The following is a 15,975-nucleotide window of genomic DNA, read 5'->3' as shown; positions in this document are numbered from 1 at the left end:
CATCTATGATAGGATATATTTAGTACGGAGACTTTACCATTTTTTCGGTACCGTTTATTTTTAAAGGATTGGAGATGAAAAGAAACTATGAAACTTGTCAATCAGCAGGTTATTAAGAACACGAATATGAAACGGCTCTATACTTCCATCTATTCCAGTCCCGGAATATCCAGAGCACACCTTGCCAAACAGACGAAGCTCAGCAAGACAACCGTATCTACTCTTGTAGACGAACTGATCGAAAGGGAATTCATCGTGGACAGCGGTATCGGAGAATCCGACAGCATCGGACGTAAGCCGAACTGTCTTCAGGTACGGATGAACAGCTACTACATCGTTGTCATGAACTGGCATGAGAATACTGTAGAGGCTTATCTGGTAGACATTGCCGGCACTTCCGTCTTTCACGAAGCACGAAAGCTTTCCGAAGATGAAAATCACGTTGCATGCTCCTGCTCCTGTTTCCGGGAATCCATTCTGGAACACTGTGCTCCTGATCGTATCCTTGGCATCTGTGTAGTAATGTCTGCCATGATCGATGCCTCCAGCAATGAAGTATATTCCACGACCCTGAATCTGCCTTCCATGGAAAGCACTCAGATCATTAAATCTCTGAAGACTGCATTCCCGGGATACCCGGTAGATCTTCTCAATGATACTGCCTGCTATTCCTATGCAGAAAAGGTCTATGGAAATATAAAAGAGAAAAATTTTGCCTTTCTCAATTTCGGTCGCGGCATCGGTGCCACCCTTTTCACAGAAGGGAGTATGCTCGGAACTGCCAGCGGATCTTTTACCCAATTCGGCCATTATTCCATTGATCCTCACGGTCCGGAATGTATCTGCGGAAATCATGGATGTCTGGAGGTTATGATCTCGGAACAGGCTCTGAAAAACAGGATCCCGGAATTCGGACAGATTCCATCCTTAAGCGCACTTTCAGAAATCACCTTCTCAGATCTGGGAAAGGCTGCCACTTTCCGCGATCCAACCGCTCTTGCCATGGTAAAGGAGATGGCATGGGAGCTGTCCATCGCCCTGAGTAATCTGATCAGTACCGTAAATCCATCTCTGATCGTTCTCGGCGGAAAAATCCCTGCTCTTGGCGAATATTTTCTCAACGAAGTGCGGGAAGACCTGAAAAAAACAGGTTTTCGCAGGATGGTAGATAATGTGACCGTCCGTTACTCTCAGCTCCAGAGCGATTCGTTCCTGAACGGAGCCATGAAATACTTTTTTGATATCCACTATTCTTTTACAAATCAGGATCTGACGAATTTTTTTATCGGATGATATAAGGAGGAAGCCATGAAAAAACTGAAAGCTGCTATTGTAGGCTGCGGCCGTATTTCTGTTTCTTATGCGGATGCATTCCATCGTCTCAGTGACGAAGTAGAATTAATATATGCTGTCGATAAGGACCCCGCTCTTGCCCGTTCCTTTGCAGAGGATTTTAACTGTTCCTGGACTACGGACTTTGATGAGATCCTGGATAAAGATATTGATGTGGTACATCTCTGTCTGCCGCATTTCCTGCATCCGGTCATGGCCATCAAAGCCATGAAAGCCGGCATTAATGTCCTTACCGAAAAACCCATCGCCACCTGTCTTCAGGATGCAGACAAAATGATCCGTACCGCCGAAGAAACTCATGTAAAGCTGGGCGTTATCTTCCAGACCCGTTACACAAAAAGTGTGGAAAAGCTCCGTGAAATGATCCAGCGGGGTGATTTCGGAAAGATCCTTACCGCCCGTTCCTATCTGACCTGGAACCGTCCGCTCGACTATTACAGCGGAAGTGACTGGAAGGGAACATGGGACAAAGAGGGTGGCGGTGTTCTCATAGACCAGGCGATCCACAGCATTGACCGTGTTCGATATATGCTGGATTCCGATGTGGAATGGATCGACGGAAGTGTTCATAATTATGTTCATCATTTTGTAAAGGTGGAGGATGCCGCAGACGCTGCTATCATGTTCAAAAACGGCTGTCTTTATAATCTCTATGCATGCAACATTTACGGAGCCGATTCCCCGATCAATATTGAGCTGATCGGTGAAAAAGGCCGCCTGGGTCTGAAGCAGGACATGGGCTATTACGAGCTGGACGGCACCTATGCCGAGATCCGAAACACTTATGAAACCACAAATGTGGGTCCTGATTACTGGGGAAGCAGCCATCACCTGCAGATCCGTGATTTCTACCGTTCCGTCCGTGAGGATCTCCCCGTTGTCATCGACGGGCTGGAAGGCCGAAAAACCCTTGAAATGGTAAAAGGCATCTACCTTTCCTCGGCCAGGAGAGAACGGATCGTCCTCCCCTTTGAGGATGTGACCTACAGTAATCTGAACCAGCCATCGAAATAACGGCATCGCTGCTCTGTGAATATAAAAAAACGGATGCTTTATCTCCTGCAGCATTTCCACAGGAGGATAAAGCATCCGTTTTTAATATTCTTATATTTATAATGTCATTATAACGTCTTTGAAAGAAACTCACGAAGTCTTTTATTCTTTGGATTTGCAAAGAATTCCTCAGGAGAATTTTCCTCCTGGATCGTTCCTTCATCAATGAAAAGAACTCTGGTTGCCACCTCGCGGGCAAAGCCCATCTCATGAGTTACCACAACCATGGTCATGCCGGATTTTGCAAGCTCCTGCATCAGCTCCAGAACCTCTCCGACCATCTCCGGATCAAGAGCAGATGTCGGCTCGTCAAACAGCATCACGTCTGGATTCATGGCAAGCGATCTTGCAATGGCAATACGTTGCTTCTGACCGCCGGAAAGCATATCCGGATAGGAATCTGCCTTATCAGGAAGACCTACTCGCTTCAGCAGCTCCAGTGCCGTTTTTTCAGCCTCTTCCTTACTCATAAGATTCAGTGTTACCGGTGCGAGCATGATGTTCTCTTTTACCGTCTTATGAGGAAACAGATTGAACTGCTGGAATACCATTCCAATTTTCTGACGATGACGGTTGATATCCACCTTTGGATCTGTAATGTCGGTTCCCTCAAAGAGGATTTTTCCCCCGGTCGGCTCCTCAAGGAGATTCAGGGAACGGAGAAATGTGGATTTACCACAGCCGGATGGTCCGATGATGGCTACTACTTCACCTCTGCGGATCTGTGTGGTGATCCCGTTGAGAACCTGATTGCCGCCATAGGCCTTTTCAAGTCCCTGCACATCCAGAAGTACTTCATTACTTACGCTCATTGGTTCTCAGCCTCCTTTCAAGTCTTCCTACCAGATAGGTAAGGAAACAAACGATCACAAGATAGATTGCAGCTACTACCAGCAGCGGGAACAGTGCACTGTAGGTCTGGCTTCGGATAATGTCTCCGCCACGGGTCAGATCCATAAGTCCGATATAACCACTGATGGATGTCTCCTTCAAAAGTACGATCAGCTCATTTCCCAGAGCCGGCAGGATGTTCTTGACCGCCTGCGGAAGAATGATCTTGATCATAGTCTGTGTATAGTTAAGACCCAGGCTCCGTCCTGCTTCAAACTGTCCCTGATCAATAGACATGATACCAGAACGGACGATCTCAGCCACGTATGCAGCAGAGTTCATACCAAAGGCGATAATGGCAACGACTATCTTACCCGGATCTATGGTTGCAAAAATAACATAAAATACGATCAGCAGCTGTACCATCGTTGGTGTGCCACGGATCACCGTCAGATAAACACGACAGATCACATTAAGGATCTTAAGCTTACCTGTCTTATCATGTGTGGAACGGACAATAGCAATGACAAATCCCAGAAAAATACCAAGAAGTACAGCAAAAAAAGTAATAATGATGGTATTTTTCAGACCGGACAAAATGAACTGCCAACGATTGTCGTCCAGAAAGTTAAACTGAAACTGTTCAATAAGACTCAAAATTTCCACCCTTTCCAAAACTACAGGTTCCGAAATCCGGAAAACATACCCGGATATCCGGAACCTGATCATTCGCTACTGAACTCTGCAACGAATATCTGTTTCTCAGCTTATCCGTTCAGAATCCTCTGATTTCTCTGTACAAAATTATTTCTTTACGATAACAACCTGCTCTGCAGTTGTGTACGGATCAGTGAAATCAACGCTCTTTTTACGATCCTCTGTTACTGTCATTCCTGCAACACCAAAATCAGCTTTTCCGGATTTAACAGAATTTACGATCGCATCAAACTCCATATCCTCGATCTTCAGCTCATATCCAAGCTTGTCGCAGACAGCCTGAGCGATATCAACATCAATACCTACGATCTTATCTCCGTCGTAGTATTCGTATGGCTGGAAGGTTGCGTTTGTTGCCATGGTAAGAGTTCCCTTGGAGTGATCTGCATCCTTAGGAGTCTCATATGGTGTCTTACCTGCATCATCACCGATATAGTTATCTCTAATGGAATCCAGAGTTCCGTCATCCTTCAGCTCCTTCAGAGCCTCGTTAAACTCTTTTGTAAGGTCTGCATTATCTTTGGAAAGACAGATTGCATACTCCTCTTTGTCAAAAATGTCCTCAACGATCTCAAGATCATCGTTTTTCTCAACAAATTTCTTAGCAGGCTCGCTGTCGATCACTACGCAGTCAATCTTACCCTGTTTCAGAGCCATAACAGCGTCATTACCTTTGTTGTATCTCTCCACTGTTGCGTCTTTAACCTCTGTAGCGTCTGCGTCACCGGTTGTTCCAAGCTGAACACCGATCTTCTTACCCTCCAGATCATCTGCGCTCTTGATCTCATCTGCTGCAAAAACAGCGGATGTCATAGAAACTGTCATAGCTGCTGCAAGTGCAAGTGCCATAAATTTTCTCTTCATTTTTCTTCCTCCTGAATTCTATGTACTTTACGTTAACTGCCTCTCCTGTTTCTGTCAGCCCAATTCGTAATGTACAGCATAATTATACATCTCCATGCATATTACTTTGTTTTATGATACCATGTTTCTGACAAAATGCAAGCACATAAAATCCATAAATGCGAAAATTCACTCCTAATTTACCGGAATTCCACAGGGAAAATTCACTTTTCGATAACAATTATCCCGTATACTATACTATTAAAGGCAACAAATGGAAAAAACCTGCGTATTTTTTCCATGGGAGTCTTGTGCTCCAACAGAAAAAACAAGTATAATATTCAGGAACAAGAGGAGGTTACTATTATGAAATTCACGAAAATGCAAGGCATCGGAAACGATTATGTATATGTAAACTGTTTTGAAGAGACTGTTAAGGATCCGGCCGCAGTGGCAAAATTTGTCAGCGACCGTCATTTTGGCATTGGTTCCGATGGTCTGATCCTGATCCGCCCGTCTGAGATCGCAGACTGCGAGATGGATATGTACAATCTGGACGGCTCTCAGGGTGCCATGTGCGGAAACGGTATCCGCTGCGTTGCCAAATATGTCTACGACCACGGCATCGTGGACAAAACTTCTTTAAGCATTGCCACAAGAAGTGGTATCAAATATGTGGATCTTACTATCCGTGACGGCAAAGCCTCCATGGTAAAAGTCAACATGGGCTCCCCGATCCTCACCGCAAAAGAGATTCCGGTGGTTGCCGAAACCGAGCAGGTTATCGACGCTCCCATCACTGTCGAGGGAAAAGAATATCACATAACCGCAGTTTCCATGGGCAATCCTCATGCCATCATCTACGTAGACGATGTGGACAGCCTTGACCTGGAAAAGATAGGCCCGTCCTTTGAAAATCACGTGTGCTTCCCTGACAGAGTCAACACCGAGTTTGTTCAGGTGATCGACCATCACACCGTAAAGATGCGCGTATGGGAGCGTGGCTCCGGAGAAACCCTTGCCTGCGGCACAGGTGCCTGCGCAGTTACAGTAGCTTCCATCCTCAATGACAAGGTTGATGGCAGCAAGCCGGTTACTGTACAGCTTCTTGGCGGAGACTTAGACATCTACTGGGAAAGAGATGAAAACCTTGTATATATGACAGGACCTGCAACTACGGTGTTTGACGGAGAGATTGATCTTGGATTTTTAGGTGAATAAATGAAAATGGAGGGAGCTTTTCGAGGCTCCCTCCTGCGTATTATATTTCCGCATATCCCCTGCTCAAATAAATACCAGAACCCTCTCCACGATAAACACCGCCACACATGCCAGCAGGGCTACTGTGAGCAGGCTTTTTTCCTTATATGCAGCAATAAGCGCTACCAGGAAACCTGCTGCACCGGAGATGATGCTGTCTGTGGCTTTCAGGATGGCCGGGAAAGTCATGGCTGCCAGACAGGCGTATGGCACATAATACAGAAAAGACTTGATAAACGGGCTTCTGATCTCATTTTTTGCAAGAGCAAGGGGCAGCATACGGATGAGATAGGTGACAGCTGCCATCACCAGGATATAGATATATATATTATGACTCATGAACGGCTTCCCCTTTCTCTTCCAGCGGGCAGAAATAAGCTGCCAAGCCTGCTACCAGAAGTGTTGTGATAATGATCATAAATCCGGATGATACCTGTTTTAACACCGGTGTCACCGCAAAAACAGTGCTGACTGCCATGGATGCCGCAACCACCCCAAGAACCGGTCTGCTCTTTTTGGACGGCGGGATGATGATGGCCAGGAACATTCCGTAAATGGCAACGCTCAACGCGCTGAGCATAAAATCTGGCAAAAGGCTTCCGGAGATTCCTCCTGCCAGAGTTCCAAGAGTCCATCCGGGGATTGCCACGCACATGGCTCCGTAATTATAAAATACGCTGACCTTTCCCTCCTGGGCCGCACTGATCCCGAAAATTTCATCGGTGACACCAAAAGCAGCGATATATTTCAGGATTCCGGACTCCTCACGCCGGAATTTCTGGGACAGGGAAAATGACATCAGACAATATCTCAGGTTGATGATCAGCTGGGTCATTGCCATCTCCCACATGGAGCCTCCTGCAAAAATAATGTCCAATCCCGCAAACTGACCGGCCGATGTCAGGTTGGTCAGGGAGATCAGGACTGCCTGCCAGATACTCAAGCCGCCGGCAACAGCCATCATGCCAAAGGTAAAGGATACCGCAAAATATCCAAGAGCGATGGGAACTCCATCCTTCATACCTTTTCTGAAATTTTCTCTTTTCATCGATTTCCTCCATTATATGTACATTCTGTTATAAAACGCAGGCCTGCTTCTCCGATCTGTACAGCACTCATCAGAATCTCGCCACAGCTCGTTGTACATGTAAATAAGAGCGTGCCCGAAAACATTTTTCCTGTTTCCTGACACGCCCTTTTATTGTAGCATTACCCTGTCAAAACTTCAATACGTGAATACGTCATTCCTGTTTGTCATTTTCCAGAATATATCCTTACGCTTCTTCAACTCCATCCGGATTTACCAGACGATTCAGAACCTTGAAGCCATTGTTACGAAGAACGCTCTCTGCAACAAGGAGATCCTCACAGTGCATGATCGCTACCGGGACTTTCAAACCTCTGTGGAAAAAGGTATAGATGTAATGAAGGTTTACGTTGCTGTCGCCCATGACGCTGAGAAGCTTGTCAAGGCCGCCGATCTCATCCTGAAGATCTACCAGAATGGCCTGAGTAATACGGGTCATATATCCGTTTTCTGCCATGATCTGATCTGCTTTTTCCGGATCATCACATACCATACGGAAGTTTGCGAACTCCGGTGCATCGAAACAGCCGAAGCCGTAGATGTCGATCTGATTCTCAGCAAGGATCTTTGTGACTTTCTGAAGACTTCCCGGAGTGTTTTCTACGAAGACGATGTTCTGTTTTACCATGATGTGTTTTCCTCTTTTCTTGTTATTGTTTTTCTTATTATTCTTTTTCTTATTATTCTTTTTTTATTCTAGCATGAAATTATTTGGAAGTGAATCCCTTTCCGGGAGGGAGCATTTCGCATGCGGCTGTGGATTCCCTTTCCTGGGGGAGCATTTCGCATGCGGCAGGTGCGAGGAGGGGAGGCATTCATAGTTGCGAAGGCCATAGTCCCCTCCTCGCGCTCCTCCCCTCCCGGCCACGCCGCTGTTCTGCGTTATGGAATGTGTTACTTTTCTGATGGGGCGATGGATTCTACGGTGTTGGATATTGCAGGTTGTGCCGATATAAGTAACTGATATGCTTTCTTGCTTCAGCTCAAGCGGATATTCGCAATCCGCTTCGCTACTTGCTCATAACTGAATAACTGCTCCGGAGTTTATCAGAAAGAGCCTGCACTTCTCCTGATACAAGCAAGTCCTCACCCACTGCTTATTGCTTTTCGCAACTCTGCAGGGAACTTACTTAATTCAGTTAAATATCACAGAACATAAATCTCATATCAGGGAACAGGCCCGCTATGCGGGCCGCCTTTCCCGTCCGCCCTCATCCATCGGCTCAGCCTTGAATTCCCGATACAGTCGAATCCATCGCCCCATCAATAACGTATCACACACCACAACGTACGCTCCAAAAAGCGTGCCCGGAAAGGGGGAGCGCGAGGAGGAAAAACGGGCTTCGCAACTTTGAGTGCTTTCCCCCTCGCAAATTTCCGCCGGGAAACAATTCCCGGATTCCCCACGCGGTATCACAGCGGTATATATTCATACATTAAAGTGTAACACTTTCAATCATTAAACCCATGTATAAGTATACCATCCCGCCATGAAATGTCAACCACCTTTCCCCAAAAACAAAAATCTCCCCAAAAAACCTAAGAACAAAAAGACAAAAATAAAAAGAATATATAAAAAAGACCAGACGCACATCCAAACAGACATACGTCCAGCCATTTTAATTACAATTTACAATTGCCCCGAAGAGCTCAATCCAGCTCTTCATCTACATACTTCTGAATGTTAGAAGCATTCACATACTTCTTAACCTGTGCCCCGTCAGTGATCACAAGTGTAGGCGCCTGACGGATCCCATACTGCTTGACAAGCTCGGGATTCTGCTCAGCATCGATGATCTCCAGTTCTTCTCCTTCAAGCATTTTCTTTGCCATACGGCAGTTCGGACAGGTGCTGGTCGTAAAAAGATATTTATGAGATTCCACAGGCTGGATCTCCACCTCGTCACCCTTCATGGTCATCACACTGGTGTGGACCTTTTTCAGCTGGGAATGGGTAATATCATAGAGGGTACGATTCTTGTACTCCTGGGTCTTACCATCATTCCAGTTCTGTACAGGACGGTAATATCCTGTGATACGGCTGTAAACCTCAGCCTTCTTTCCACATTTCGGACAGGTGAAATGCTCGCCGCTGATGTAGCCGTGCTCCTGACATACGGAATAGGTCGGTGAGATAGTGTAATAGGGCAGGCGATAATTCTCTGCAATCTTACGTACCAGAGCTGCCGCTGCCTTCCAGTCTGGAAGCTTCTCCCCAAGGAATGCATGGAATACGGTTCCTGAAGTATACAGAGTCTGCAGATCGTCCTGAATATCCAGTGCGTCAAAAATATCCGCAGTGTAATCAACCGGCAGATGAGAACTATTTGTGTAATACGGGGTGTCGCCCTCTTTTCCTGCTGTTTTGATATCCGGATAACGACTTCTGTCGTGTTTGGCAAGACGGTATGCAGTGGACTCTGCCGGTGTTGCCTCCAGGTTGAAAAGCTCTCCCGGATACTGCTCCTGATAGTCTGAAAGACGGTTTCTCATATGCTCCAGAACCTCTTTTGTAAACTTCTGGGTTTCCGGATCTGTCATGTCTTTTTTCAGCCAGCAGGCATTTAAGCCCGCTTCGTTCATTCCCACAAGACCGATGGTGGAAAAATGGTTGTTAAAGCTTCCAAGATATCTCTTCGTGTACGGATACAGTCCCTCATCCAGAAGCCTGCTGATCACATCTCTCTTGATATGAAGAGATCTTGCGGAGATATCCATCATGTGGTCCAGGCGCTGATAAAATTCCTTCGGCGTTCTGGAAAGATATGCGATACGCGGCATATTGATGGTAACAACGCCTACAGAGCCTGTGCTCTCACCGGAGCCAAAGAATCCACCGCTCTTTTTACGGAGCTCACGAAGATCCAGACGGAGGCGGCAGCACATGCTGCGGATGTCGCTTGGCTTCATATCACTGTTGATATAATTGGAAAAATACGGAGTACCGTACTTGGAAGTCATCTCAAAAAGAAGACGGTTGTTCTCGGTATCAGACCAGTCAAATTCCTTTGTGATGGAATAGGTCGGGATCGGATACTGGAATCCACGTCCGTTGGCATCTCCCTCGATCATGGTCTCGATAAATGCCTTGTTGACCATATCCATTTCTTTCTTACAGTCCTTATATTTGAAATCCATGTCCTTGCCGCCTACGATAGCCGGAAGCTCTGCAAGGTCGTCCGGAACGGTCCAGTCCAGTGTAATGTTGGAAAACGGTGCCTGAGTACCCCAGCGGCTTGGAGTATTTACGCCATATACAAAGGACTCAATACATTTTTTAACCTCCGGATAGGAAAGGTTGTCTGACTTTACAAAAGGTGCCAGATAAGTATCAAAGGATGAAAATGCCTGTGCGCCTGCCCACTCGTTCTGCATGATACCCAGGAAATTCACCATCTGGTTACAGAGTACACTTAAATGCTTTGCAGGTGCAGAAGTGATCTTACCCTCAATACCGCCAAGTCCCTCTCGGATCAGCTGCTTCAGGGACCAGCCTGCACAGTAACCGGTCAGCATGGACAGATCATGGATATGGATATCTGCATTTCTGTGTGCATCTGCGATCTCGTTGTCATAGATCTCAGACAGCCAGTAGTTTGCGGTAACTGCTCCGGAGTTGCTTAAGATCAGACCTCCTACAGAATAAGTAACCGTTGAGTTCTCCTTTACACGCCAGTCCTCAACCTTTACATAGCTGTTTACGATCTCTTTATAGTCAAGGATGGTAGATTTCATATTGCGGATCTTCTCACGCTGCTTCCGATAAAGGATATACGCCTTGGCAACATCAGAATATCCGGCCTGGATCAGTACGTTCTCCACACTGTCCTGGATATCCTCAACAGAAATCCGGTTGTTCTCGATCTTATTCTGAAAATCCGCTGTAACACGAAGTCCCAGAAGATCGATCATATCCGAACTGTAATTCTTGCCTTTGGCATCAAATGCCTTGTCAATTGCCGCGGTGATCTTCCCCATTTTGAATTCGTCTAATTCACCGTCTCTTTTTACTACCTGAAACATAAGAAAATGCCTCCCTCATGCATTTATTTATAAGCGGATATTCCATTCCGCCTCACTTGCCTGCTTACGAACACACTCCGTTTCACGATCTGTGTTCAAAGCGCTGTAGGCTTATTGTATCAGACACGCCTCTTTGCGTCAACATAAAAAGCACCATATATAGTGCCCGTTTTGTTCACGGTACTATATATGGTACTGAGTAGATATTTTAACATTATGTGACTTTCGGATAGATTTCCCGCGGAACTCTTGCTTTTACAGCAATCCCGCCTTCGGTATACTCTTCCGAAAGAAGCTGTCCATACTCACGGATCAGCTGTATCTGACCGGCCTCCGAATAAGGAAAAAGCCGTTCCATATAAATCTGTCCTTCTGCTAGGATCTCTGAAAGAAGCTGCTTAAATTCCTCAAGCCCTTCTCCTGTCTGTGCGGAAATCTTCAGCGTATGGTCTGCCCGGAGATCCCGGAAGCTCTCCCCGGAAACACGGTCCTGCTTGTTAAAAAGTGTGATCGTCTTTTTTCCCAGGGCACCAAGCTCTTTCAGGGTTTCATATACGATATGCATCTGCATCTCCGCCTGAGGATTGGATGCATCTACCACATGAATGATATAATCCGCATATTTGGCTTCCTCCAGAGTACTCTTGAAGGCTTCCACCAGATTGTGCGGAAGCTTGCGAATAAAGCCTACGGTATCCGTAAGAAGAAGCTGCTGTCCGTCATCCAGCGTCAGAATACGGGTAGTCGGATCCAGTGTGGCAAACAGCTTATCCTCCGAAAGCACCGAGGCGCCTGTCAGTGTATTCAGAAGCGTTGACTTTCCTGCATTGGTATAACCGACAATGGCTGCTGTCTTCAGATTTCCCACAGCTCTTCTGGAACGGATCAGCTCTCTGTGCTTTTCCACCTGGGAAAGCTCCTGCTTCAGTGCGGAAATCCTGTTCCGGATCAGACGACGGTCTGTCTCCAGCTTTTTCTCACCGGGGCCTCTGGTTCCGATTCCTCCTCCAAGTCGCGAAAGAGAAGAACGAAGTCCCACAAGACGTGCAGACCGATAACGAAGCTGTGCAAGCTCTACCTGGATCTTGCCTTCACTTGTGACAGCACGCTTCGCAAAAATGTCAAGGATCAGCAGGGTACGATCCATAACCTTGCACTCCAGCTCCCGTTCCAGATTATTCATCTGGGCAGGAGAAAGCTCATCGTCACAGATCACACCATTGGCATCCAGGGCATAGAGAAGACCTTTTACCTCTTCGATCTTGCCTTTTCCGATATAGGTTCCCGGATGTACGGCCTCACGATTCTGAATGATCCTGCCTGCAACCGCCGCACCTGCCGTAGCCGCAAGTTCTCCAAGCTCATCCAGGGATTCCTCCATGTCATCCCCCCGATCTGCCTGAACACCGATCAGGATAACCCTGTCCTGTATTTCCTCAAAATATTCCATATCAGCCCTCCGAAGACGTTCTGGTTTTCAGGAAAGCCCGCTCTTTTTTTGCAGCGGAATCTTCAGGGAACATCTCAATATATTCCTGGACCTTGGTCAGTGCAGTAGCAAAATCCAGCTTTTTCTCATAGGCTACGATCTCATTGAACAGGAGGCTCTGCATCTCGTCTGTGGCAGCTGTCGGAAGGCCTTTTGTGATGTTATCAAGAGCGGAATCATAATCTCCGCTTCGGATATCGCACAGTGCCAGGCCATTATAGCCCTTGGCGGAATCACCCACTGCGGAAATATACTGCTTGTACATTGCCTTGGCATTTTCCACATCATCCTGGGCAAGATATACCATTCCCAGAAGAAGCAATGCTTCCGTATTATCCTTCTTGGTTGCTTCCAGAAGCTCTTTTTTTGCGTTGCTGTAGTCTTCCATATAATAGTAGACACGGCCTCTGTCACAGTGGTCCTGGGCATCCTTGGCCTCAGAAGAAAGAGCAGCTTCCAGATATCTGGTCCCGTCCGCTTCCATATCCTTGTCCAGATATGCCTCATAGATCTCGATCGCCATATCATAGGTGGAATCTTCTCCATAAGCCTGTTTGAAGTTAGATGCAGCTTCTTCGTAGGAATCCATGGCAAGGGCAACCTTTCCGGTGAGGAAATAACTACCTGCATCCATGGAAAAATCTTCTCCAAGTGTCTGACAGTCTGCCATGGCATCCTCGTATTTTCCAGACTTCAGCTCTGCAGTAGCCCGATAGGACAGGATATCCTTACGAAGGCTTTTGCTTACTTTATCGCAGTTCAGAGCTTCCGTGAAGCTATTCACCGCATCCTCATATTTGCCAAGACGCAGGCTTGCGATACCTGCCCCACGATAGGACTGTGCCAGCTTCACTCCGTTCTGGATAGAGCTCTGGTACTCCTCCAGGGCATACTTGTAGCTTCCCTGGGAAAGATCCTTTCCGGCCTGTTCATATATTTTTGTTTTTTCACTGCCGCAGCCGCCCAGAAGCAAAACTCCTGTAACGGCTGCAAGAATCAATACGGTCTTTGTTTTTTTCATGGAATTCCTTATTCTACAACAAGCCCTTCGGCTTCCATCACATCAACAACGCTGTCCACATATTTATGGCAAAGATCATCCGTTCCCGCTTCTACCATAACACGGATCAGCGGCTCTGTACCGCTCTCACGTACCAGGATACGTCCGTCATCGCCAAGTGCCTCCGCAGCTGCCTCAATGGCTGCTTTTACCTTTTCGTTCTCCAGTGCTGTTTTCTTGTCGGAAACACGCACATTCCTGAGAAGCTGCGGATAAACCTTCATCTCCTTTGCAAGGTCACAGAGTGTGGCCTTCTGATCCACACATGCCTCCATGATCATAAGAGAAGTCAGGATCCCGTCACCGGTAGCGGAATAGCGGCTGAAGATGATATGTCCGGACTGTTCACCACCGATACTGTAATTGTTTTCCATCATGTTCTCGGCAACGTATTTGTCACCAACTGCTGTCTGCTCATAGTCGATGCCTTCACGCTCCAGAGACTTGTAAAGACCAAGATTGGACATAACGGTTGTTACAACTGTATTTCCGTTGAGCTGGCCTTTCTCTCTTAAATATTTGCCGCACACATACATGATCTTGTCACCGTCAATGATGTTTCCGCGATGGTCTACGGCGATACAGCGGTCTGCGTCACCATCATATGCAAAACCGATATCCAGACCTTTATCTACCACGAACTGTCTCAGAACTTCAATGTGTGTGGAACCGCAGCCACGGTTGATGTTGGTTCCGTTTGGCTCATTGTTGATCACATAGGTTTTTGCACGAAGTGCGTCAAAAACACTCTTGGCAATGGCGGATGAGCTTCCGTTGGAGCAATCCAGTCCAACCTTGATATTTTTGAAATCATGGCATGGGATAGAGATCAGATGTCCGATATAACGATTTCTTCCGGATGCAAAATCCACAGTACAGCCGATATCTTCTCCGGTTGCCAGCGGAAGTTCCTCGATCTCGCCGTCCAGATATGCCTCAATACGTGCTTCAATATCTGCGGAAATCTTCTGTCCGTTCTCATTAAGGACCTTGATCCCATTATCATTAAACGGATTATGGCTTGCGGAAATCATGATACCGCAGTCAAAATCTTCTGTACGTACCACATAGGATACACTTGGAGTTGTGGTTACATGAAGCAGATATGCATCTGCGCCGGATGCGGTAAGTCCTGCCGCAAGGGCATACTCAAACATGTAGCTGCTTCTTCTTGTATCCTTGCCGATCACGATCTTCGCCTTGTGATCTCTGCCGTAATACCAGCCGAGATAACGTCCCACGCGAAATGCATGATCTGCCGTAAGTTTTACATTTGCTTCACCACGAAAACCATCTGTTCCGAAATATTTACCCATAATGTTCTCCTTTATTACTGATACAGTCCTTCCGGATAAACGCCGTCATCTGTAAGCTTTTTGAATGCAGCCTGTACAGATGCCTTATCCTCCTGATAAGTAACACCGAACCACTCGTCCTTTGTCTCAAGAACATCTACCGCTGCTTTTCCGGAATGGATCAGCTGGTCGATAAGCTCAGGAAGAAGATACTCTTTTTTGATGTCTCCCTCTTTGATCCCACCAAGGAACTCAACGAAGCCTTTCTCAAGGATCTCCATAAATTCCGGTGTCAGTCCCCACATATTCATGGAAACAAGGCTCTTTGTATCCAGCGTTTCTGCTGTACCATCGTCATTTCTTGTCTCTGCGCCGTCTGCTGTCTTGAAGATGTTATGTGTCTCTGTAACGCCCACAAGCTTGCCGCCCTCAATATGGCACACTCCTCTTGTGACGCTTCCGTTATCACTTAATGTATTTCCAAGGCGGAAACCTGCCATGCAGATGTGCATCGGGCCATCCTGCGGATGATCCTGTACCAGGTAGTCATGCACCTTTACGTAGGCTTCTTTTCCATAGTAGTCATCTGCATTGATAACAGCGAATGGCTCGGAAAGGACTTTCTTTGCTGCCAGCACAGCGTGTCCGGTTCCCCATGGTTTGGTACGGTCTGCCGGTTTTGTAAAATCGCCCGGAAGATCATCGATCTCCTGGAATGCATAAGCAACTTCTGTAATTTTGGAGATACGATCTCCAATTACCTTTTTGAATTCATCTTCAAGGTCTTTGCGGATGATAAATACGACCTTGTTGAATCCTGCCTCCAGTGCATCATGGATGGAATAGTCCATAATGATCTCGCCTTTCGGGCCTACCGGTGCAAGCTGCTTGATTCCTTTTCCAAAACGACTGCCGATACCGGCTGCCATGATCACCAATGCTGTCTTTTTCATTTTCGTTTCCT

The 15,975-nt window shown here is 46.7% G+C and carries 14 protein-coding genes; 3 read left to right on the top strand and 11 right to left on the bottom strand.

What is annotated here, in order from left to right; translation table 11 throughout:
* Nucleotides 1–87 precede the first annotated feature (87 nt).
* Together DWX61_RS01310 and DWX61_RS01305 are read left to right on the top strand one after the other, a co-directional pair.
* Complete coding sequence (locus tag DWX61_RS01310) at nt 88–1,293, top strand: ROK family transcriptional regulator (protein WP_118512576.1); 1,206 nt, start codon at nt 88–90, stop codon at nt 1,291–1,293.
* A 15-nt stretch (nt 1,294–1,308) separates the two neighbouring features.
* Nucleotides 1,309–2,367, top strand: coding sequence for a Gfo/Idh/MocA family protein (locus DWX61_RS01305; RefSeq protein ID WP_118623396.1), 1,059 nt, complete (start codon nt 1,309–1,311; stop codon nt 2,365–2,367).
* Between the two features lie 107 nt (nt 2,368–2,474).
* On the opposite strand, the gene DWX61_RS01300 is transcribed toward DWX61_RS01305, so the two are convergent.
* The 3 genes from DWX61_RS01300 to DWX61_RS01290 all read right to left on the bottom strand — a co-directional run bounded on the left by DWX61_RS01300 (nt 2,475) and on the right by DWX61_RS01290 (nt 4,818).
* Complete coding sequence (locus tag DWX61_RS01300) at nt 2,475–3,218, bottom strand: amino acid ABC transporter ATP-binding protein (protein ID WP_118512578.1); 744 nt, start codon at nt 3,216–3,218, stop codon at nt 2,475–2,477.
* Nucleotides 3,205–3,894: an amino acid ABC transporter permease gene (locus tag DWX61_RS01295; protein ID WP_227574153.1), complete on the bottom strand. Its 690-nt coding sequence runs from the start codon at nt 3,892–3,894 to the stop codon at nt 3,205–3,207. The genes DWX61_RS01300 and DWX61_RS01295 overlap by 14 nt, the downstream gene beginning before the upstream one ends.
* 147 nt (nt 3,895–4,041) lie before the next feature.
* Complete coding sequence (locus DWX61_RS01290) at nt 4,042–4,818, bottom strand: transporter substrate-binding domain-containing protein (RefSeq protein WP_118512579.1); 777 nt, start codon at nt 4,816–4,818, stop codon at nt 4,042–4,044.
* A 345-nt stretch (nt 4,819–5,163) separates the two neighbouring features.
* Between DWX61_RS01290 and dapF the strand changes: the two genes are divergently transcribed.
* Nucleotides 5,164–6,018: a diaminopimelate epimerase gene (gene dapF / locus DWX61_RS01285; protein ID WP_118623394.1), complete on the top strand. Its 855-nt coding sequence runs from the start codon at nt 5,164–5,166 to the stop codon at nt 6,016–6,018.
* 63 nt (nt 6,019–6,081) lie between these two features.
* On the opposite strand, the gene DWX61_RS01280 is transcribed toward dapF, so the two are convergent.
* The 8 genes from DWX61_RS01280 to DWX61_RS01240 form a co-directional block, all read right to left on the bottom strand.
* A complete protein-coding gene (locus DWX61_RS01280; protein WP_118623392.1) occupies nt 6,082–6,396 on the bottom strand; it encodes an AzlD domain-containing protein in 315 nt (104 codons plus the stop codon).
* Complete coding sequence (locus DWX61_RS01275) at nt 6,386–7,105, bottom strand: AzlC family ABC transporter permease (RefSeq protein ID WP_118623390.1); 720 nt, start codon at nt 7,103–7,105, stop codon at nt 6,386–6,388. Before DWX61_RS01275 ends, DWX61_RS01280 begins: the two co-directional genes overlap by 11 nt.
* Before the next feature lie 226 nt (nt 7,106–7,331).
* On the bottom strand, nt 7,332–7,772 hold the full coding sequence (locus DWX61_RS01270; protein ID WP_118512583.1) for an ACT domain-containing protein: 441 nt from the start codon (nt 7,770–7,772) through the stop codon (nt 7,332–7,334).
* A gap of 1,022 nt (nt 7,773–8,794) precedes the next feature.
* Entirely contained in the window at nt 8,795–11,167 is a 2,373-nt protein-coding gene (locus tag DWX61_RS01260; protein WP_118623386.1) for a ribonucleoside triphosphate reductase, read from the bottom strand.
* Between the two features lie 214 nt (nt 11,168–11,381).
* Nucleotides 11,382–12,617 carry a GTPase HflX gene (hflX, locus tag DWX61_RS01255; protein ID WP_118623384.1) on the bottom strand — a complete coding sequence of 412 codons (1,236 nt, stop codon included), beginning with the start codon at nt 12,615–12,617 and terminating at the stop codon, nt 11,382–11,384.
* A 1-nt stretch (nt 12,618) separates the two neighbouring features.
* Nucleotides 12,619–13,677, bottom strand: coding sequence for a tetratricopeptide repeat protein (locus DWX61_RS01250; protein WP_118623382.1), 1,059 nt, complete (start codon nt 13,675–13,677; stop codon nt 12,619–12,621).
* 8 nt (nt 13,678–13,685) lie between these two features.
* The gene (gene glmM / locus DWX61_RS01245; protein ID WP_015526146.1) at nt 13,686–15,032 is read right to left on the bottom strand and encodes a phosphoglucosamine mutase; all 1,347 of its coding nucleotides are present in this window, start codon (nt 15,030–15,032) and stop codon (nt 13,686–13,688) included.
* A gap of 14 nt (nt 15,033–15,046) precedes the next feature.
* A complete protein-coding gene (locus DWX61_RS01240; protein ID WP_118623380.1) occupies nt 15,047–15,964 on the bottom strand; it encodes a nucleotidyltransferase family protein in 918 nt (305 codons plus the stop codon).
* Nucleotides 15,965–15,975 lie beyond the last annotated feature (11 nt).

It is taken from the genome of Ruminococcus sp. AF20-12LB (assembly GCF_003478985.1).
In the GTDB taxonomy this organism is placed as follows: Bacteria; Bacillota; Clostridia; order Lachnospirales; family Lachnospiraceae; genus Blautia_A.
The sequence above is the reverse complement of the archived record's forward strand: the minus strand, read 5'-3'. Positions and strand labels throughout refer to the sequence as shown.

What these genes read in the sequence shown, in the direction of transcription:
- DWX61_RS01310 (WP_118512576.1), top strand. Translation starts at nt 88, where the DNA reads ATGAAACTTGTCAATCAGCAGGTTATTAAGAACACGAATATGAAACGG.
- DWX61_RS01305 (WP_118623396.1), top strand. Translation starts at nt 1,309, where the DNA reads ATGAAAAAACTGAAAGCTGCTATTGTAGGCTGCGGCCGTATTTCTGTT.
- DWX61_RS01300 (WP_118512578.1), bottom strand. Translation starts at nt 3,218, where the DNA reads ATGAGCGTAAGTAATGAAGTACTTCTGGATGTGCAGGGACTTGAAAAG.
- DWX61_RS01290 (WP_118512579.1), bottom strand. Translation starts at nt 4,818, where the DNA reads ATGAAGAGAAAATTTATGGCACTTGCACTTGCAGCAGCTATGACAGTT.
- dapF (WP_118623394.1), top strand. Translation starts at nt 5,164, where the DNA reads ATGAAATTCACGAAAATGCAAGGCATCGGAAACGATTATGTATATGTA.
- DWX61_RS01280 (WP_118623392.1), bottom strand. Translation starts at nt 6,396, where the DNA reads ATGAGTCATAATATATATATCTATATCCTGGTGATGGCAGCTGTCACC.
- DWX61_RS01275 (WP_118623390.1), bottom strand. Translation starts at nt 7,105, where the DNA reads ATGAAAAGAGAAAATTTCAGAAAAGGTATGAAGGATGGAGTTCCCATC.
- DWX61_RS01270 (WP_118512583.1), bottom strand. Translation starts at nt 7,772, where the DNA reads ATGGTAAAACAGAACATCGTCTTCGTAGAAAACACTCCGGGAAGTCTT.
- DWX61_RS01260 (WP_118623386.1), bottom strand. Translation starts at nt 11,167, where the DNA reads ATGTTTCAGGTAGTAAAAAGAGACGGTGAATTAGACGAATTCAAAATG.
- hflX (WP_118623384.1), bottom strand. Translation starts at nt 12,617, where the DNA reads ATGGAATATTTTGAGGAAATACAGGACAGGGTTATCCTGATCGGTGTT.
- DWX61_RS01250 (WP_118623382.1), bottom strand. Translation starts at nt 13,677, where the DNA reads ATGAAAAAAACAAAGACCGTATTGATTCTTGCAGCCGTTACAGGAGTT.
- glmM (WP_015526146.1), bottom strand. Translation starts at nt 15,032, where the DNA reads ATGGGTAAATATTTCGGAACAGATGGTTTTCGTGGTGAAGCAAATGTA.
- DWX61_RS01240 (WP_118623380.1), bottom strand. Translation starts at nt 15,964, where the DNA reads ATGAAAAAGACAGCATTGGTGATCATGGCAGCCGGTATCGGCAGTCGT.